We start from the raw sequence: 19006 nt of genomic DNA on the forward strand, positions 1-19006 counted from the left end.
AACCAACTCGAAGGCCATAAACGCTACGATAGTTTGATCAGATATCGATTCAGCGGCGTTCGTTCGCTGTATCACTCGAGTAGGCTTCGAACCTGCTCGCTCAACTTCTCTGGAGTTTCAGCGGGTTCCGAGACCTGTTCGCCCCGTTCGACTCGAGCCGTTCCCCGGTCGACCCCGTCCGCGGCGTTCGGAACGACGACTTTTTCGTGGTCCGCAACGCGGAACGCGGCTCGGTGGAGATCGGAGCCCGCTTGCGTTCCGACGCGAACGACGAGCGGATCGTCGAGCATTCGTGCGGCGGCGGAGCCGTACTTCGCGATCTGGACGCCGAACCGATCGCTCGCGCCAGCGAAGTCCTCGAGGGTCTCTCGTGCGACGGTTCGATACCGCTCCTCGCCGGTCAGTACTGCGAGATCGACGAGCGCGTCCGCGAACGCGACGTTCGCGTCGAGCGGCCGAAGCGACCGGTCGAGCAGACCCGTTCCTCGGGCTGGCGCATCGACGAACGAGTCGCCGTCCCGAAGCCGATCGATCGTGACGTCGGCGACGGCGCGCGCATCATCGAGTGTTTCCGCGCCGAGAACGCTCGCACCCGCGAGCGCGGCCCGGAGCGTTCGAGCCTGCGTCAACAACAGCGGCGTCCGCTCGAGCGATTCCGCGCTTTCGTCGGCTTCGGGGAGTCTGTGCGTCGCGACGCCGTCCTCGAGGAGGTCGGTCCGGAGCGTCTCGAGCGCGCGTTCGGCGTATCGACGGGCGCGCTCGTCGTCCGTATACGAATAGTAGGTGAGCAGGGCCTCGACCGCCAACCCGTTCGGACCGGCGAAGACACCTGGATCGACCGGCGGAGCGTCGGCTCCCTCCCGGTCGCTCGCCTCGAGCGTGTAGGAGCCGCCCTCGCCGGGGGCCTGACTGTTCGCGAAGGCATCGGCGTCGTCGTTCCAGAGCGTCGTCGTGAGGTACTCGATCGTTCGGGATGCCGGTTTCTGATACTCCTCGCGACCCGTCGAGAGGTAGGCGTTCGAAAACGCGCGAACGAGCGCGGCGTTCGAGTCGAGTAGCTTCTCGTGTTGAATCCCGCCCCAGTCTGCTTCAGCTCCGAATCGGTAGAATCCGCCCTCATACTCGTCGAGCAAGTTCGCGCTGACCGCGTCGAACGAGCGAAGCGCCATCTCGCGGTCGCGTTTGAGCGCGAACTCGAGAGCGTCCGGAAGCGGGAACTTCGGCTCGGTTCCCCAGCCGCCGGCGACCTCGTCGTAGTTCTCCGTAAGCTGTCCGAGCATCGACTCCTCGATACCGCTCGAGAGCGTTCCGGCCGGCGGCTCGTCCTCCCGAAGCGGTCGGGGGATTCGGCTCGCTCCCTCGCCTTTGGTCTCCCACATCGTCCCGACGCTATCGAGAACCTGGCGCATGCCGTCGGGTCCGAGATAGCCCGCTCCCGTCAACAGCGCGCCGTCGGGGGCGAGAAAGACCGTCGAGGGAAAGCCGCCCATATTGTATCGGTCGCGTACTCGAGGTCGCCGATCCGCGTCGACCCGAATCGGTACGAATCGATCGTTGATGTTCGCGGCGATCCGCGGCTCCGCGTACGTTTGCTCGTCCATCTCGTGGCAGTGATCACACCACGTCGCGGTGAGCGAAAGCAGTACGGGGATATCTGACTCCGCCGCCTCGTCGAAGGCCGCTTGTCCCCATTCGCGCCACTCGACTCGCGTAACGTCGTCCATACCCGCTTGGACGTGAGTCCCGTGCGTAAGGCCTTCGTTCGAGCCCGGTCCCGAATTCGATGCGAGCGTATCTCCAACGCTGAGAGTAAAGGGTTTTGACCCTCCACACCCTAGAACGAGGCATGCTCCGGTGGCTCTCTGCGCTGTTGCTCATCCCGTTTCTGGACGCGGTCCTCCTCGCGTTCGTCTTCAGTCGAACCGACTTCGGTTGGGCCGCGATGGTGTTACTGGTCGTTCTGACCGGGCTGATTGGGATGTTACTCGTTCGCGCGGAAGGACGACGCACCCTGGGGAAGATGCAACGGTCGCTCGCGGAGGGAAAGCCGCCGACGAACCAGTTGCTCGACGGCGGCCTGTTGATCGCCGCCGGTGCCTTCCTGCTCACGCCGGGACTGGTCACCGACCTGATCGGCTTTCTCCTCGTCGTTCCGATCACCCGGATCCCGATTCGAACGGGACTCAAACGGTTCGTGATCGTCCCCTACGCGGACAAAAAGACGGGCGGCTTCGCCACCGGTGGCGTCTACACGTTCGGATTCCCCAACGGCGAAAACGCAGGAGGCCAGCAGGCAAAAACAGCGAACACGAACGGTACGGCGGGTGCGAGCGACGCGACAGGCGGCACCTATGACCTCGACGAAGACGCCTACACCGTCGAATCGGATGTCGGGGACGAGGAGTACACCATCGAGTTCGGTGACGAGGAGTCTCGAGACGACGAAACGGACAGCGATCCTTTCGCTCGGTAGCGGTTCGCACGGGTACTGAAGAAAGAAACGCTTAAACGTACCAGCCCGCAACTCATTGATGCGAAGCGGGCCAATAGCTCAATTAGGTCGAGCGCCACTCTGATAAGGTGGAGGTTCTCGGTTCAAATCCGAGTTGGCCCATACTTTTGCGGCGAGCAAACCCGCGAGCCGCAACTATGAAATCCAACTCGAATTTGAAGTAGACCGAGGTTCTGCACAACGCGCAGGTTCTCGGGCGTGGTTAAAATTCGAGCTGGCTCACTTCTTGCGATGAGCAATTCCTCGAGCCCCGATCATAGTATCTAACTCGAATGTGGGGAGGTCGGGTGTCTGTCCAAGAGATGGTCGTTTTACAAAAATCAGGACCAAAGTAATTGGGGACGGAGGATACTGGCGCGGCTGGCCGAGACGAACGCTGTCCAGAGTGGATCACTCGAGCACCGCGTTACTTGGATTCGAACGAACCCGTATCGCCGCGGCGGTATCGATCGATCCGTTGGTATCCCAGCACGACGGCGTCCTCGTCGAGTTCGATCTCGTATCGACCGAGGACGTCCTGCGTATCGGGAACCGACGCCCGTTCGACGACTTCGGCGACCGCACGCCAGCCCTCGTCGGTCGGCGTGATCTCGCTCACGCCGTCGAACCGGTAGCCGATCAGTTCACCCGCCGTCGACTGAACGGTCCGACGGACCGCGAGCACGCCTTCGATCTTGCTCTCATCGACGTCGTCCATCTCGAGGTCCGAGTCCTCGAGCGAACTCGTATCGACGTCTTCCGGGTCGGTCGTTTCCTCTCCAGCCATCGAGGCCGTTTGCGAACTGTCAGAGTCCGCCGATTCCTGGTCTTGTTCTTGGGCCTGTTCTTGCTGTTCTGTTGTTTGACTGTTGCTCACGGTTGAATCACTCTCATCGTGTTGGTAGCAAAACCCGTCGTCCTGGGCCGGCCGTGAACACCGCTCACCGTCGTCGGTGAGTGCCTGACATCGTTCGGTCGTGTCCGTGCCGGCTTCGGCCATAGGGGGTTACGTTCGTCTCGGAAGTGTTGGTTTCGGGTGGGCTCTACACTGTGTCTGCGATTCGGTCGCTGAGTTCGGCTACGTTGCTTTCGTCGCGTCCGCCAGCGACTTTCGGCGCGAGCACGTCGGTGAAAACGTCGGCGAGCAGGTCGTCGTCGATGGTTTCGCTGCCGTTGAACACCGACAGTCCTTTGGCCGTCGTGATCGCGGCTCGAGTGCCGACGACGATATCGAGTTCGTCGCGGAGTTGCTGGGTCGCCTCGACGACCAGTTCGATCTGATCGGACGGCAACTCGACGTGGGCGGCGACGATCTCGCGCTCGGTTTCGGCGTCGTAGTAGTCGATGTGGACGCCGACGACGCGATCGAGAAGGGCATCCTGTTGCTGGTGGACGCCCGCGTACTCGACGTCGTTCGAGGTGAGCACCGCACGAAATTCGGGGTGAACATCGATCGTTCGATCCTCGCCGCGCTTGCCCGGTCGCTCCAGGACGCCCTCCTCGAACACCGACAACAGGACGTTGTGCGCGACCGGGTCGCTCCTGGAGAACTCGTTGTACACCAGCGTCGCTCCCTCCCGAACGGCGACCGAGAGGGGGTTGTCGACCCATCGCTCGCGGACGATCTGGGTCCGTTTGTCGACGCCGCTGACGAACTGATCACGTTCCTCGTAGCGTTCGCCGCCTGCGTGGTCGCCGACGAGGGCTGCCGTATCGACCGCCTCGTCTCCGTTGAGCCAGACGACCGGCCGTCCGCGTTCCGCGGCGGCCGAAAGCGCCAACGACGTTTTTCCGCAACCGGTCGGACCGATCAGGTGGACCGGCTGTTCGGCCTCGAGCCAGCCCTGAATCCGCCCGCGAATCGAATCGATTTCGTCGGTTTCGACGAACGGCTCCGGAGCAACGTCTTCGGGGGACGACAGCGGTGTGTCGCCGTTTCGTTCGCCGGCGGCCGCCGCCTTTCGGCGGAGCTCTTTTTTCGCTCTCCGGCCTTTCTTCTGTTCGCGATCGGTCCGGATTTTCTTCCCGCGGACCTTCCGCTTTCGCGATGACGAATCGTCCGCCATCGAGGTTATTGTGAGGCCGACTGTGGTGACGACTCGGGGCGTTGTTCGACCTCGAGCTCCTCGAGGTCTTCCAGATCGCCTTCGGCCGTCGCTTGCTCAAGTTTTGCGATCTCCTCCGCGTAGTGCAGGAAGGTGTCCACCGACGCGACGACGACTCGCGCTTCGATGGTGAGCAGTTCGATGCCGACAACCGAAATTCGTGCCCAGATGTCGATGACGACGCCCTTGTCGAGGACGCGGTCGAGTACCTCTGCGAGACTCGAGGAATCTGGTCTTCGTTGTGGTGATGCCATTCCATGTTGGATTCCATCGTGAATGGGTTTGACGACTGGCACTGCGCCTGCAAGCCAGAAGAGGGGGCTCTCGAGTCAATGACAAACGCTCGCCTATGAGGTTTCGTCGGGATTGTAGCTACAGACGAAGTGGCGGTCTCGGTTATCCGCAATGTATTCGTAGATGCGTTCGCCGACCATCCTGACCGGCGGGAGGACCATCAACAGGGTAATCGGGAAGAAGATCCGGAACTGCTTGAACAGGTGACGAAAGGCGTCGTAGCCCCCGTAGGCTTCGCCGTCGCGAAAGAGGTACATCTCCTTCTCGAGGTCGACATCGTCGCGTGCGACCAGTTCCGATGGGGCGTCCGACTGCGTGTAGAACTGCACCGAGTCGTTGATGTCGAGGTGTTTGAAGAGATAGAGAGCTCTTGCACAGAAATAACAGCGTTCGTCGTACACCAACTGAACAGCGTTCGTCTGATCCGCAGCGATTTTTCGGTAGCCGACATCCCAGGCGGCGTACAGTGAGAGAACGACGATCATATCGACGAAGTAGATCCCAAGCGTCAGGATCACGCCGACGTGGAAGCCGATCAAACCGAGAATAAACGGCGTAACCGTCACGCCGAGAACGATTGCAACGATGAACAGCGACTGAACGAACGCAGTTCCGACGAAGCCGAGCCAGGCCAGTATCTCGTGTTGGACGACGAAGTCACCGATCGGACGGTACATTCCCGTCGCGACCTGGTTGTAGACGATGTCGCGCTGAAGGTCGGTACCGGAGAGATAGATATCGAACCCGCCGTTGAGCAACTTGCCCCACGCGGCACCGAGATACATCAGTCCGAGAATAACGAGTCCCCACTTGAACGGCCGCATCCGGTAGGACTGGTTCGATCCCTCCTTCAGGAACCAGTTTAGCTGATCGATGGATTTCTCTTTCGTTCGAATCACCGCGTCCGCCGACAGCGCGTCGTCGTCGTGGAAAAACGCGAACAGGAGGATGAAATACGCGCACACGAACATCGACTCGACGGTTCCCGACATGTAGATCGTCGACTTGACCGACAGCATCTGCATCAACAGCAGACTCGCGAGTCCGCCGGTCCACTTTATTTTGTACCCGACGATGAACAACGCGAGCAGTCCGGCGACGAGCCACTGCTGATAGGGCAACAGCGAGAACAACAGGTCGTTGTACAGGAAGTTGATTCCGGGATTGAAATCCCGAGGCCACTCCTGGTAGAACCCCCAATCGAGGAAGACAACGCGCCAGAGAACGTACGCGCCGAGCACGACTCGAGCGGCCGCGAGGTTGATCGGTGACGAACGAGCGTCGTCGGCGAAGTAGTTGATGAACGCACTCATGTGTTTTCGTGTTCGGTGATAGTTTGATTGTCCACGTGGACCGTAAGTCGGGGGTCGCGCTCGTGGGATTCGATCTCGGTGTTATCGTCAGTAACCGTCAGCGTCCGCTCGTAGATCCGGATGGCTTCGAACGCTTCGAGCCCCTCGAGTTCTTCGGCGGACCACTGCTTATCATCGGTGTAGCGCGGTGGCGCTAGTGGCTCCGTGGGAGGCGGATAGTCACCCGATTCGACGTCCGAACGGTACTCTTGAGCGTTAGAGAGATAGAACTCAGCGATCTCTATCCGGTCTTCATCCGGATACTCCTCGACCATGTGCCCAGCGATCGTCGACGACCGACTGCCGGTCGTTGGGGGTGCCGCACGGTAATCGTAGTACAGTTCGTTTCCGTCAGCATCGACGACCACGAACTCGTGGGCCGTGTTCTGTTCGTCGTTCGGCTGTGAAAACTTGTGCATCTCGACGACGGGCATAAGCGGCGTCCCGACGACGGTGACAGCGAGGAGGACGAGTATAAATCCGCCGACCCAGACCGATCTCGCGACCTCGCGGTCCGAAAGCGCAAGCAGGACGAGCGTTCCGAGGAAAAACCCGACGTAAAATACGGGGAAGATTATCCCCCGAAATTCGGAAAGAAGCTCTAGCATTCTATCATCTCCATCCATATCCAATCCGAAATGTCACTATAGTAGTTCCGTACGTTCATTACGTTCATTACCAATAGATATCTATCTAACAGGTCACTAAATAATTTCCCGAAAACAGTGCAATAGCGGCTACCGGACGCGTTTACGCTTCTAACAGGTTGTTAAACGAGTCTTGGAAACAGCCACCAGAGAGTATCCACGCTACCGCTAGCTGTGAACGCGCTGGATTGCCGACCGAAGATCCCAGAGAACGCAAAATAGTGCGAACTCGACAAGACGACCGCCCCATCGACCAAAAGAAATTGGCCCGAGATACATAACGGACGACGTAGTACCAGAAAACGGCTACCGACGAGTGGCCACGGGAAGACAGGGAGTCGGCGTGTCGAATCTTCTATCGACCGCTCGAGGATCACCCGGAACCCAAATCCGTTCTTGTAAGTGATAACCCAAATACGAGGGAGTCGGCGAGCGACGGTACGGATCACTCATCCGAATATTCTCGAGGACTAGTTTCACTCGAGTTTGCGACCATTTATACGCAATGGCGACCCAACAACAGGTCAATGGCGCAAGCGGGAAACTCCGAACTCGTCGACGCATTCGAGCAGTTCTTCCGGAACTACTACGACAACGAGGTGAAACAGCTTGCCCAGCAGTATCCGAACGAACAGCGCTCGCTGTTTATCGACTGGCAAGACCTCTACCGGTACGATCCCGACCTCGCGGACGACTATCTGAACCAGCCCGAACAACTCCAACGCTACGCGGAGGAGGCGCTTCGACTGTACGACCTCCCGATCGACGTCAGTCTCGGGCAGGCACACGTCCGAATCCGGAACCTTCCCGACACCGAGTCCCCCGAAATTCGGGACATCCGTGCCCAGAACATGAACAAGCTCGTGCAGGTTCGGGGAATCGTCCGCAAGGCAACGGACGTTCGGCCGAAGATCGAAGAAGCCGCCTTCGAGTGCCAGCTCTGTGGCACGCTCAATCGAATTCCACAGTCTACCGGCGACTTTCAGGAACCCCACGAGTGCCAGGGCTGTGAACGACAGGGGCCGTTCCAGGTTAATTTCGACCAGTCGGAGTTCATCGACGCCCAGAAACTCCGGATCCAGGAAAGCCCGGAGGGGCTACGTGGCGGCGAAACGCCGCAGGCGCTCGACGTGAACGTCGAAGACGATATCACGGGACAGGTGACGCCCGGCGACCACGTTTCGGCCGTCGGCGTCCTCCGCCTCGAGCAACAGGGCAACCAGCAGGAGAAATCCCCCATCTTCGATTTCTACATGGAGGGGATATCAGTCGATATCGACGAAGAGCAGTTCGAGGACATGGACATCACCGAGGAGGACAAAAAGGAAATCGTCCGCCTCTCGACGGAAGACGACATCTACGAGAAGATGGTCGCCTCCATCGCGCCGTCGATCTACGGCTACGACCAGGAGAAACTCGCGATGATGCTCCAACTGTTCTCGGGCGTTACCAAACAGTTACCCGATGGCTCGAGGATTCGCGGAGACCTGCACATGCTGCTGATCGGAGATCCTGGTACAGGTAAATGTGTCACAGGCGACACCCGAGTAACACTTGCGGATGGGCGTGACGTTCCTATACGCGACCTCGTCGAAACAAACCTTGAGGATCCAAAGCCCGTTGACGACGGTTGGTGGGACGACATCGATCTTGAAGTCCCGTCACTACAACAGGACGGGACTATGGCCACACAGCAGGCAACGAAGGTCTGGAAGCGAGAAGCGCCCGACCGGATGCTTCGAATACAAACTTCGAGTGGCCGCGAACTCGAGGTAACGCCGTCACATCCATTATTCGTTCAACGTGACGGGAAGACTGACCCAGTTGTTGCTGAGGAATTGGATGAAGGCGCATTTATCGCCGTCCCACGTTCGTTACCAACCAGAGGAGATGATAGTCTCGATGTATTCCACCGTAGATCAAAATCAAGAAACGCTGTTCAACTCAATCTCCCTGACAAATGGACACCATCACTTGCGAGGCTACTCGGATACATTGTAGCGGAAGGCTATGTCGAACATCGTTCAGATAACACTGGATATGTCACGATCACAAATAACGATCAAGAAGTTCTATCAGACATAGAAGGAGCCCTCAAAGAACTTGGACTGAACACAACGAAGCGAAAACCACATGAAGGAAAACCAGCTCATGAAATTATTTGTTCGTCTGGAGAGTTTACGAGTTTTCTACAAAATCTCGATCCCACCTTACTTGAAGGGTCAGATTGTCAGCAGGTTCCCGAGAAATTAGCTCAAGCCTCGAAGTCAATTAGAAATGAATTCATCAAAGCGTTCATCGAAGGAGAAGGTCATGTATCTGGAACTCAACGCGAAATAACAGTTGCATCAACAAGTAGCAAATTACTCGAAGGAGTTCGAACATTGCTCCTCTCCACTGGAATTCGTTCACAGATACACGAGCGAAAGAACAAAAGTAGCAGACTCCGAATCAGTGGCAAAGAATTCGGGAGATATCTCTCCAAAATAGGGTTCGTGACAGATCGGAAGCAAAGCGCTGCAGAGCAGTACACTTCCGTGAACGGTAATACGAATACAGATGTGATCCCAGAAGTTGGACCTGAATTATGTCGAGTTCGTGATTCAATTGGGCTTACCCAGGCAGAATGTGGGATCCCCCGGAGTACGTATCAGCACTATGAACGAGGAACACGAAATCCAGGGCGGAAGAACCTCCGGGAGGTCGTCGCCACATTCGAGCGGAGACTTCAGACAGTGTCTATGTCAGAATCAGGTGCAATTGAGACAGATGGTGGATCAATCTCAACCACTATAAACAAACTGCGTCAATTGGTCGATGGAGATACCGGGTGGGATTGTATAGAGTCAATCGAGCCTGTTGACCCTGATGATAAATGGGTGTACGATCTTGAGGTCAAGGAAACCCACAATTACGTCTCTAATGGAGTTATTTCTCACAACTCCCAGATGCTCGGATATATCAGAAATATCGCACCACGATCCGTCTACACCTCCGGCAAAGGTTCGTCTTCAGCGGGTCTCACGGCCGCGGCTGTGCGAGACGACTTCGGCGATGGCCAGCAGTGGACGCTCGAGGCTGGCGCGTTAGTGCTCGCCGATCAGGGAATCGCGGCAGTGGACGAGCTCGACAAGATGCGGTCAGAAGATCGCAGTGCCATGCACGAGGCCCTCGAGCAACAGCAAATTTCGGTTTCCAAGGCAGGGATCAACGCGACGCTTAAGTCCCGCTGTTCGCTCCTTGGTGCGGCAAACCCCAAGTACGGTCGCTTCGACCAGTACGAGCCGATCGCCGAGCAGATCGACCTCGAGCCCGCGCTGATCTCGCGGTTCGATCTCATCTTTACAGTGACGGACAACCCCGACGAGGAGAAAGACCGAAATCTCGCCGAGCACATCCTGACGACGAACTACGCAGGGGAGCTGACGACCCAGCAAGAGGAGATGACCTCCCTCGAGGTGAGCACCGACGAAATCGAGGAGATGACCGAGCAGGTCGATCCCGAGATCGACGCGGAGCTCCTGCGCAAGTACATCGCCTACGCAAAGCAAAACTGTCATCCGCGGATGACCGAGGAGGCGAGGAACACGATTCGAGATTTCTACGTCGATCTCCGATTGAAGGGGACCGACGACGACGCACCGATCCCCGTCACCGCACGAAAACTTGAGGCACTGGTGCGACTCGCCGAAGCGAGTGCGCGGATTCGCCTCTCCGATACGGTCGAAGTCGGCGACGCAGAACGGGTCGTCGAGATCGTCCGTTCGACGCTCCAGGACATCGGCGTCGACCCCGAGACGGGCGAGTTCGACGCGGATATCGTCGAGGCCGGAACCACGAAGTCTCAGCGCGACCGGATCAAGAACATCAAACAGTTGATCAGCGATATCGAAGCGGAGTACGACGACGGCGCACCGATGGATATCGTCCTCGAGCGAGCCGACGAGATCGGAATGGATCAGTCGAAAGCCGAACACGAGATTGACAAACTCAAACAGAAAGGCGAGGTCTACGAGCCGAGTACGGATAACCTCCGGACGACGTAATCCGAAAACGGCAACCGTCGCGCGAGAGACAGTGAACGGCGTGTTTTTCGGACAGAAATCATCGTATCGGCGGGACACGGTCACGACCGCCGACCGGGTACTCGAGTTTATATGCGGAAACGAGACCAATAGCGGCATGGTCGACATCTCGACGCGTATCGATCGCCGCGACGGCGTGACGTTTGTCAGCGCCACGGTAACGAACGATCGAACGACACCGCAGTTGGTCCGGTTCCAGAGCACAATCGAGCCAGTCTGGCCGCCGCGACGAAACGGCGTCGTCGCTCCGGAGTGGGACGGGCCGCGCTGGGAGGGGCGACTCGAGCCGGAAAGCCAACGGGGTGTGGGCTTTGCGAGTCCGGAGACAGTGATCGACGAGCCGCTCGAATCCGTCGAATCGAGGCGTGCTGACGGTCGGACGGAACTGAAGACACGAGAAGTTCTCTCGAGTCTCAGTCGATCGAAGCCACCGAAAGGGGTCCTCAGCCGACGATGATCGTCGCCGTCAGCGGGGGAAAAGGGGGTGTCGGAAAGTCGACGATGGCGTTGAATCTCGGGGCCGAACTCGATGCGGTCGTCGTCGACGGGGATCTCGCGATGGCGGACCTCCCTCGCGGACGGGGACCGGATCTTCACGATGTCCTCGCAGAACGGGCGGACCCGATCGAAGCAGTGACGGCCGTGGGAACGGTCCAGGTGCTTCCCTGTGGCAGGTCGTTAGCCGGCGCTCGAGCAGCCGATCTGACCAGGTTCGAAGACGTACTCGACGCCGTCGAACGAGAGTTCGGTCGCGTCGTTATCGATTGTCCGGCAGGGCTCGCAAGTGATGTCGGCGTACAGTTACACGCCTCGGATCTGGTCGTTCTCGTGACGGCCGATACGGACGAAGCGATAGCCGATGCACTTCGGACGAAACAGCTCGCGCTCGAGGTGGGTACGCCGATCGGTGCGATCATCCTCAATCGTTCGGACGCCAGCACCGAGCGAAAGACCGCGATCGAACGCGCGCTCGGCGCAACCGTAACGGCCGTTCCCAGCTCAGAAGTCGTCCACGAAACACGGGCACAAGGAGTACCGGTTCGAGAAGCTGAACCCGATTGTCTTCCAGCGACGCGTATTGAGAGGGTCGCAAAAACGGTCTCACGCTGTAAAGAGGATCAACACTCTTCGAGTTGGTGAACCGTCGAACGGATCGTTACGGGATTGACGTCGGCGACGTCGCCCGCGGATGCTTGCGTAATACTGTCGCAATCGGGACAATCGTTCGCTGCGACGTACAAACACGCCGCCGCGACCCCGCTCGGGTTTCTGCCCCCGATTGCACAGTTGTCGAGAAGCGTTTCGACGTGCTCTCGAGCGCACTGTTCGATGTCGGTGTCGAGATCCAGCTTCGACGCGTATCGGGGGAGATACTGCGTCGGATCGATCGGACCCGTTGGAAGACCGAGCTCTCGATTCAGCGCATCGTATGCCGCTTTGAGTTCGGATTCGTCGGCTCGAGAGACGGCGACGATTTCCGAGAGCGTTCGAGCCATCGACAGGGTTCGACAGATCGCATACACCGTCGCGGCCGCAAAGCCCTCGAGCGATCGGCCGCGAAGGAGATCCTCGGATTGTGCGGATTTAAAGAGCGTACACGCCTGGTCGCGAGCAGAGTCGGGAAGGGAGAGCTCGGTTATCAGTCGTTTGATCTCCGTGAATCCGTACACTTGATTTCGCTCGACTTTCGACGAGATACGCGCTCGATTGTGTTCCCGGCGCATTCTGGCGAGCTGTCGACGCTTTCGACCCGTCAGCCGGGAGCCGGAACCGTATCCGATTTCCGTCGAGAGACCCCTGTCGTGACGAGAGCGGGTCAGCGGCGCACCCGTTCGCCGTCGGTCGGTCTCGTCGTCCTCGAACGACCGCCACTCCGGTCCGTGATCGATCGCGTTCTCGTCTGAAACGAGGCCACACTCCTCACAGACCGTCTCGGTGCCGTTACTTCGAAGTTGTCCATCGCATTCTGTACAAGTCGAGTTCGTATTGCCGTCATCCATTCGCAATGTCCCCTAGTGATAATATACTAATACCAATGGTATTTAAAATATACTAATTAGTTAGAGTTCCAACATTGTAGAGAGAGACATCTTAGTTCAAACAGGGAGATCAAAAAACGACACGTATCGACCTGGTCACTCGAAAAGACGCCGAATACGACGGACGAGTCCGTCGTCATCCGTCGTCGATTCGACAGAATCGGATTCGCGGTTCTGAAGCACGAACTCGTACCGGTCAATGATCTCCTGTCGTTCGGTTTCGCTCGCCTCGAGTTCGCGCTCGAGTGCGGTGACTCGAAGCCGTAGTTGGGTTCGTTCGATTCTCGCCGGGAGGGGGTCACGAACTCGAGTGGTACGGTTAGAACGTTCGGGCGATCTCGGCTCGTCCCGAGTGGTACCGTCTGCGTTCGTTTGCTGCACGCACACTCGGGCGGGGGTGTCGGTGTGTCGGTGCTCGACGGACATGGAATAGCATATAGCTTTTCTGGCCGCAAAAGCTTCAGTCAGTCGACCGTCTGACGCGTCAGACAGAGCGCATGCGGATGAAAGACGGGAGGAAGTATCTCGATCGACCGGATCCGGTCACGTAACCTGTAAACGACCACGGATCAGGTGATCCGTGGAACTCGCACTGTACCCCTTAGAGTGTCACTCGTGAAGGTGCTCGAGCACGCCTTCGATATCGTTCGGTACCGGTTGTGGATCGCTTCCGGCGGCGGCCGCCGCGTCGGGGTCCTTGAGCAAATGGCCCGTCGTGAGGCAGGCGACGCGTTCGTCGTCGGAAACGGTGCCATCGGCGCGAAGTTTTCGAAGCCCCGCAATCGAGGCGGCGGAGGCGGGTTCGACGCCGATCCCTTCCTCCGCGAGGTCGCGCTGTGCGTCCGTAATTTCTTCGTCGGAGACGTCAACGGCGGTGCCGTCAGTCTCGCGGATTCCCGGGAGCGCTTTCGGGGCGTTGACAGGGTTCCCGATACGGATCGCCGTCGCGCGCGTCTCGACGTCGTCCCAACGCCGGACTTCGTCGGCATCGTTCTCGATCGCTTCGACCATCGGCGCGGCACCCTCCGCCTGGACGCCGGTGAGTTTCGGCACCTCCTCGAGTGGTAGGTCCCCAACCTGAACCAGTTCTCTGAATGCCTTGTACAGCGCCGAGGTGTTGCCGGCGTTTCCGACCGGGAGGACGATACGATCGGGGAACGCACCGTAGTCGTCGCGGAACGCCTCGAGGATTTCGAGGCCGATCGTCTTCTGGCCCTCGAGGCGGAACGGGTTCAGCGAGTTCAGGAGGTAGGCCTCGCCGCGGGCGGCTAGCTCTTGAACGATGTCGAGACAGGAATCGAAGTTGCCGTCGACCTCGAGAATTCTCGCGCCGTGGAGGCTCGCCTGCGCGATCTTTCCGGCGGCGACCTTTCCGGCCGGGAGGAGCACGAGCGTCTCCATCCCGCCACGGGAGCCGTAGGCTGCGAGTGCCGCACTCGTGTTTCCGGTCGACGCGCAGGCGAGTCGATCGACACCGAGTTCTTTGGCGACGGCGACGCCGACCGTCATCCCGCGATCCTTGAACGAACCCGTCGGGTTCATCCCCTCGTGTTTGATTCGCAGCGCTTCGACGCCGATGTCGTCTTCGAGCCGTGGCACCTCGTACAGCGGCGTCGCACCCTCCTGAGTCGTGACGCCCGAATCGAGCGGGAGCGCGTCCGCGTATCGCCAGACGCCTCGTCCTTCGAACTCGTCCAGAGTAGGAAGGTCAGTGTAGCGAACCTCGAGCAGTCCATCACATTCGTCGCAGGTGTAGCGAATATCCTCGAGCGGCGCGAACGTTTCGCCACACTCGATGCACTCGAGCCAGGCACCGTCGTCGGCTTCGGGCGGGTGTTCCGGCTGATCCGCTGAAAGACTCAGACTCATTATCGGCGAGAAGAGCGGGACGGGCAAAAAGTGAGTGGATTCGGCCGTCTCGTCGGTCGACCCGAAACCGTTGGAGTAGCTACTCGAAACCGTCGGAGTGACTACTCGAGCAGCCAACTCAATAACGCCTTCTGTGCGTGCAGGCGGTTTTCTGCCTGGTCGAACACGATCGAGCGGTCGCTTTCGATAGCGCCGTCGGTGATCTCCTCGCCGCGATGGGCAGGAAGACAATGCATCACCGACGCGTCGGGCGCAGACTCGAGTAGCTCGCCGTTGACCTGAAAGCCCTCGAAGTTGTCCATCCGGACGTCGCGCTCATCTTCCTGACCCATGCTAGTCCAGACATCGGTGTAGACGATATCGGAATCAGAAACGGCCTCGACAGGATCCGTCGTGGTGGAGAGGGTGCCGCCGAGGTCGTCTACTCGAGTGACGACTTCGTCGTCGATTTCGTAGCCCTTCGGCGTCGCGACGGTCAGGTCGATTCCCGCCAGCGCGGCGCCGATCGCGAACGACTGGGCGACGTTGTTGCCGTCGCCAACCCAGGCCGCCGATACCCCCTCGAGTCCACCCTGCTGTTCGCGGATCGTCAGCAGATCGGCGAGCGTCTGGCACGGGTGGGCGTCGTCGGTGAGCCCGTTGACGATCGGCACCGAGGAGTACTCCGCGAGCACCTCGATGTTCTCGTGTTTGAACACGCGAGCCATCACCGCATCGACGTACCGCGAGAGCGTTCTCGCGGTGTCCTTGAGTGGTTCACCGCGGCCGAGTTGGATGTCGTCCGCACCGAGGAACACGGCGTGGCCGCCGAGTTGTGTCATCCCCGTCTCGAAAGAGACTCGAGTTCGAGTGCTCGGCTTCTGAAATATCATCCCCAGCGTCTGGCCCGGGAGGTCTTCGTGGTCCTCGCCTCGTTGCTGTGCTCGTTTGTATCTCTGCGCACGCTCGAGGATCGTCTCGAGTTCCGACGCGGAGAGGTCGTCGATATTGAGTAAGTGTCGTGTCGTCATTGCGTATCACCGCTGAGATCGGCTGCGACGGTCTCGAGGACGGAAACGGCACAATCGAACTCGGCCAGCGAGAGCCGTTCGTTCGGCGCGTGATCGAGATCCGAGTTCCCGGGGCCGTAAGTCACCATCGGACACTCCCAGCTGCCGGCGTAGATGTTCATGTCGCTGGTTCCAGTTTTTCGAAGCAATCGGGGATCGGCGTCCTGTTTTCGGATCGCCGCGCGGAACGCCCGCGCGACTTCGGTCCGCGGGCTCTCCATGACCGGCGGGATCGGCTCCGCCCAAGAGACGGTTCCGATCTCGAGTTCGGCCTCCGCCGTCTCCCGAACTGCTTCGGCGGTAAGCGAGGGTGGAACGCGAAGTTGTACGTCCAGCGTCGTTTCGACCGAGAGGCCGTCCTCGCTCGAGCCGCCGTCGATGTCGACGGGCTTTGCCGTGACGCGCTCGAAGACGGGATGGTACTCGTCGTCCGCGAACGCGTCCTCGACGGCCGTCCACCAGTCGACCGCGTGCTGGATCGCGTTCGGTTCGGGTCGGGAGGTGTGACCGGACTCGCTCGTCGCGACGTAGGTACCCGCGAGAAACCCTCGATACCCGAGCGTGATCCCCGTCGCGCCGCTGGGCTCGCCGTTGACGACGGCGTCAGGTTCCTCGCGGTCGACGGCCAGGTGGCGCGCGCCGCGGGAGTTGGTCTCCTCGCCGACGACGCCGACGAAAGACACACCAGCACGAACGGCGGCGACAGCCATCGCGGCGAGCGGGCCGGTGGCGTCGACGCTGCCCCGACCCCAGAGGATATCCTCACCCTTCTCGCGAGCGACTTCGGCCTCAAGGTCGTCCGCGTCGGCCGCCCGAACTTCGACGGGAATCTCACCGGGGACTGTATCGACGTGAGAAGTCAGCAAGACCGCGTCGTCGGCCGGCGCGCGGACGTTGCCGACCTCGTCGATCCAGGCCTCGCGGCCGTTGGCCGTGAAGAACTCGACGAGGCGTTCGGCCGCCTGACGTTCCTCGCCACTGGGAGAGGGGATCGAAACGAGATCGACCAGCAGGTTCCGCGCGTTCTCGGGCGAGACGTCGGTCGGTTCGGGTTTGCTCGCGTTCATAGTTAGGACTCGGAGACGACGACTTCGGTCAGCGCGTCGACGAGTTGGTCCGCTTCCTCCTCGTCGATGACGAGTGGCGGCAGCAGGCGCAGGACGGTTCGTCCCGCCGGCAGTGCCAACACCTGCTGGTTCATCGCCAGATCGCGAGCGACGCGGTTCGCGCCGCGTTTCAACTCGATTCCGATGAGTAGCCCCTCGCCGCGAATTTCGCGTACGTCGTCGTCAAGGGCTGTCTCGAGTTCGGAGACGAGATAGTCGCCCATCTCGGCGGCGTGGGCGGGCCACTCTTTTTCGACCAACGTCGAGATCGTCGCGTGGACCGCCGCGGAGACAACGGGTCCGCCGCTGAAGGTGGCGTTGTGCGAGGCCGCGCCGTCGGCGATCCAGTCCCGAACCGCAATCGCGCCGACGGGCAGGCCGTTGCCGAGCCCCTTGGCCGTCGTCAGTACGTCGGGCGTGACGCCCGCGTTCTGGCAGGCCCACATCGATCCCGTCCGACCCATGCCGGTCTGGACCTCGTCGAAGACGAGCGCCGCGCCGGCCGCGTCGGTGAGTTCTCGGGCAGTCTCGAGGTAACCCGCGGGCGGGACGTTAATTCCGCCCTCACCCTGGATCGGCTCGAGGATGACCGCCGCGGTCTCGTCGTCGACGGCGGCTGCGAGTTCCTCGCTATCGCCGTAGGGGACGAACTCCACGTCGCCGGCCAGGGGCTCGTAGGGCTCCTTGTACTTGTCCTTCCAGGTGGCCGCGAGCGCTCCCATCGTCCGGCCGTGGAACGAACGAGTCGCGGCGACGATTTTCGAGTCGCCGGTCGCCGAACGGGCGAATTTCAGCGCGGCCTCGTTGGCCTCGGTCCCGGAGTTACAGAACCAGGCCTGCTCGAGTGCGCCGGGGGTCGACGCGACGAACGCGGCGTAGGCGTCCTCGCGCGACTGAACGGGGTAAGAGGAGTCAACGAAGGTCAGTTCGCCGACCTGTTCTTGTACCGCGTCGACGACCGCCGGGTGACTGTGCCCGAGCGGCGTGCAGGCGAAACTCGCACCCGCGTCGATATACTCCGTGCCGTCCGTGCTGTAGAGAAACGGTCCCTCGCCGCTGTCGATCCCGATGGGTTTGCCACCGGAGACGAAATCGTGGTCGCTCATTCTGTGGCCTCCGTTCGTGCTTTCTCATCGTCTGCGAGCGCGCCGGGCGTCAGGGTCGTTCCCTCACCCTCGAGTGCGTTCGTGATCGGCTCGTCCGCGTTCGCGTCCGCGACGACGACCGAGGCCGCACCGCCGTCGAGAGCCTCCTCGGCCGCCATCACCTTCTTCGTCATGAATCCTTCCGCGGCGGATTTGACCGACTCGAACGCTTCGGGCGTCGCCGCCTCGTCGATCTTCGTCGACTCGTCGTCGGGGTCCTCGTAGATCCCCGAGACATCGGTTAGGAGCACGAGGTCGGCATCGAGCGCGCCCGCAACCGCGGCGGCCGCACGATCCGCGTCGGCGTTGACGGCGGTGTAACCACCGTCTTTCTCCCTCCCGAGTACCGGGACGGAGACGACGGGCGTGTACGAACTCGAGAGCAACGTCTCGAGCAACTCCGCGTTGACCGACTCGATCGTTCCCGAGTGGTCGCCGCGCTTGATTTTCTTCTTGCCGTCTTCTTTGACCCGGACCGCGGACTTGCGTTTCCCTTCGAGCAACTTTCCGTCGGTGCCGGTGAGCCCGACCGCGTCGACGCCCTCGTTCTGGAGAGCCTCGACGAGGTCCGTGTTGAGCTTGCCGGGCATCACCATCTTGAAGACGTCCATCGTGCGTTCGTCGGTGAATCGGCCGACGACGCCACCGGGCGTCTCGACGTAGGTCGGCTCCTCGCCGAGCTCCTCGAGCGTCTCGTCGACAGCTGTCGAGCCACCGTGGACGACGACCACGTCTTCGCCGGCTTCGGCGAGCTGTGCAACGTCGCCGAGTGCCCCTTCGGGGTCGACGGCGCGTGCGCCGCCGATTTTGACGACAGTAGTCAT

Annotated in this window: 17 protein-coding genes and 1 tRNA gene; 5 read left to right on the forward strand and 13 right to left on the reverse strand. The window is 60.3% G+C overall.

Going from position 1 to position 19006, the window contains the following annotated elements; all coding sequences use genetic code 11:
• Nucleotides 1-71 precede the first annotated feature (71 nt).
• Entirely contained in the window at nucleotides 72-1724 is a 1653-nt protein-coding gene (locus tag ACYQ14_RS08570; protein ID WP_459887102.1) for a DUF255 domain-containing protein, read from the reverse strand.
• A 122-nt stretch (nucleotides 1725-1846) separates the two neighbouring features.
• Here ACYQ14_RS08570 and ACYQ14_RS08575 point away from each other — a divergent pair, with 122 nt between their 5' ends.
• Together ACYQ14_RS08575 and ACYQ14_RS08580 are read left to right on the forward strand one after the other, a co-directional pair.
• Nucleotides 1847-2473: an FxsA family protein gene (locus ACYQ14_RS08575; protein WP_459887105.1), complete on the forward strand. Its 627-nt coding sequence runs from the start codon at nucleotides 1847-1849 to the stop codon at nucleotides 2471-2473.
• Between the two features lie 67 nt (nucleotides 2474-2540).
• Nucleotides 2541-2614, forward strand: a tRNA-Ile gene (locus tag ACYQ14_RS08580).
• Nucleotides 2615-2918: 304 nt separating this feature from the next.
• On the opposite strand, the gene gvpO is transcribed toward ACYQ14_RS08580, so the two are convergent.
• The 5 genes from gvpO to ACYQ14_RS08605 all read right to left on the reverse strand — a co-directional run bounded on the left by gvpO (nucleotide 2919) and on the right by ACYQ14_RS08605 (nucleotide 6850).
• Nucleotides 2919-3491 carry a gas vesicle protein GvpO, halophile-type gene (gene gvpO / locus ACYQ14_RS08585; protein WP_459887108.1) on the reverse strand — a complete coding sequence of 191 codons (573 nt, stop codon included), beginning with the start codon at nucleotides 3489-3491 and terminating at the stop codon, nucleotides 2919-2921.
• Nucleotides 3492-3534: 43 nt separating this feature from the next.
• Complete coding sequence (gvpN, locus tag ACYQ14_RS08590) at nucleotides 3535-4557, reverse strand: gas vesicle protein GvpN (protein ID WP_459887111.1); 1023 nt, start codon at nucleotides 4555-4557, stop codon at nucleotides 3535-3537.
• Between the two features lie 5 nt (nucleotides 4558-4562).
• Complete coding sequence (gene gvpA / locus ACYQ14_RS08595; protein ID WP_459887114.1) at nucleotides 4563-4850, reverse strand: gas vesicle protein GvpA; 288 nt, start codon at nucleotides 4848-4850, stop codon at nucleotides 4563-4565.
• A gap of 93 nt (nucleotides 4851-4943) precedes the next feature.
• The gene (locus ACYQ14_RS08600; RefSeq protein WP_459887117.1) at nucleotides 4944-6203 is read right to left on the reverse strand and encodes a thiol-disulfide oxidoreductase DCC family protein; all 1260 of its coding nucleotides are present in this window, start codon (nucleotides 6201-6203) and stop codon (nucleotides 4944-4946) included.
• Nucleotides 6200-6850: a hypothetical protein gene (locus tag ACYQ14_RS08605; protein ID WP_459887120.1), complete on the reverse strand. Its 651-nt coding sequence runs from the start codon at nucleotides 6848-6850 to the stop codon at nucleotides 6200-6202. The genes ACYQ14_RS08600 and ACYQ14_RS08605 overlap by 4 nt, the downstream gene beginning before the upstream one ends.
• 566 nt (nucleotides 6851-7416) lie before the next feature.
• Here ACYQ14_RS08605 and ACYQ14_RS08610 point away from each other — a divergent pair.
• From ACYQ14_RS08610 to ACYQ14_RS08620, 3 genes are all read left to right on the forward strand, one after another.
• Nucleotides 7417-10935 (forward strand): LAGLIDADG family homing endonuclease, encoded by a 3519-nt coding sequence (locus tag ACYQ14_RS08610; RefSeq protein ID WP_459887123.1) that lies wholly within the window; start codon nucleotides 7417-7419, stop codon nucleotides 10933-10935.
• Between the two features lie 136 nt (nucleotides 10936-11071).
• Nucleotides 11072-11431 (forward strand): DUF7857 domain-containing protein, encoded by a 360-nt coding sequence (locus ACYQ14_RS08615; RefSeq protein ID WP_459887126.1) that lies wholly within the window; start codon nucleotides 11072-11074, stop codon nucleotides 11429-11431.
• A complete protein-coding gene (locus ACYQ14_RS08620; protein WP_459887129.1) occupies nucleotides 11428-12114 on the forward strand; it encodes a MinD/ParA family ATP-binding protein in 687 nt (228 codons plus the stop codon). The genes ACYQ14_RS08615 and ACYQ14_RS08620 overlap by 4 nt, the downstream gene beginning before the upstream one ends.
• Here ACYQ14_RS08620 and ACYQ14_RS08625 read toward each other — a convergent pair.
• From ACYQ14_RS08625 to ACYQ14_RS08655, 7 genes are all read right to left on the reverse strand, one after another.
• A complete protein-coding gene (locus tag ACYQ14_RS08625) occupies nucleotides 12093-12974 on the reverse strand; it encodes a transcription initiation factor IIB (RefSeq protein WP_283836885.1) in 882 nt (293 codons plus the stop codon). The genes ACYQ14_RS08620 and ACYQ14_RS08625 overlap by 22 nt on opposite strands.
• A gap of 135 nt (nucleotides 12975-13109) precedes the next feature.
• On the reverse strand, nucleotides 13110-13439 hold the full coding sequence (locus tag ACYQ14_RS08630; protein ID WP_459887132.1) for a hypothetical protein: 330 nt from the start codon (nucleotides 13437-13439) through the stop codon (nucleotides 13110-13112).
• Nucleotides 13440-13622: 183 nt separating this feature from the next.
• A complete protein-coding gene (gene thrC / locus ACYQ14_RS08635; protein ID WP_459887135.1) occupies nucleotides 13623-14882 on the reverse strand; it encodes a threonine synthase in 1260 nt (419 codons plus the stop codon).
• 101 nt (nucleotides 14883-14983) lie between these two features.
• A complete protein-coding gene (gene argF, locus ACYQ14_RS08640; RefSeq protein WP_459887137.1) occupies nucleotides 14984-15892 on the reverse strand; it encodes an ornithine carbamoyltransferase in 909 nt (302 codons plus the stop codon).
• Nucleotides 15889-16998: a [LysW]-lysine hydrolase gene (locus tag ACYQ14_RS08645; RefSeq protein WP_459887140.1), complete on the reverse strand. Its 1110-nt coding sequence runs from the start codon at nucleotides 16996-16998 to the stop codon at nucleotides 15889-15891. The genes argF and ACYQ14_RS08645 overlap by 4 nt, the downstream gene beginning before the upstream one ends.
• 2 nt (nucleotides 16999-17000) lie before the next feature.
• Complete coding sequence (locus ACYQ14_RS08650) at nucleotides 17001-18143, reverse strand: aspartate aminotransferase family protein (RefSeq protein ID WP_459887143.1); 1143 nt, start codon at nucleotides 18141-18143, stop codon at nucleotides 17001-17003.
• Nucleotides 18140-19006 carry an acetylglutamate/acetylaminoadipate kinase gene (locus tag ACYQ14_RS08655; protein WP_459887146.1) on the reverse strand — a complete coding sequence of 289 codons (867 nt, stop codon included), beginning with the start codon at nucleotides 19004-19006 and terminating at the stop codon, nucleotides 18140-18142. Before ACYQ14_RS08655 ends, ACYQ14_RS08650 begins: the two co-directional genes overlap by 4 nt.

It is taken from the genome of Halostagnicola bangensis, from assembly GCF_054653435.1.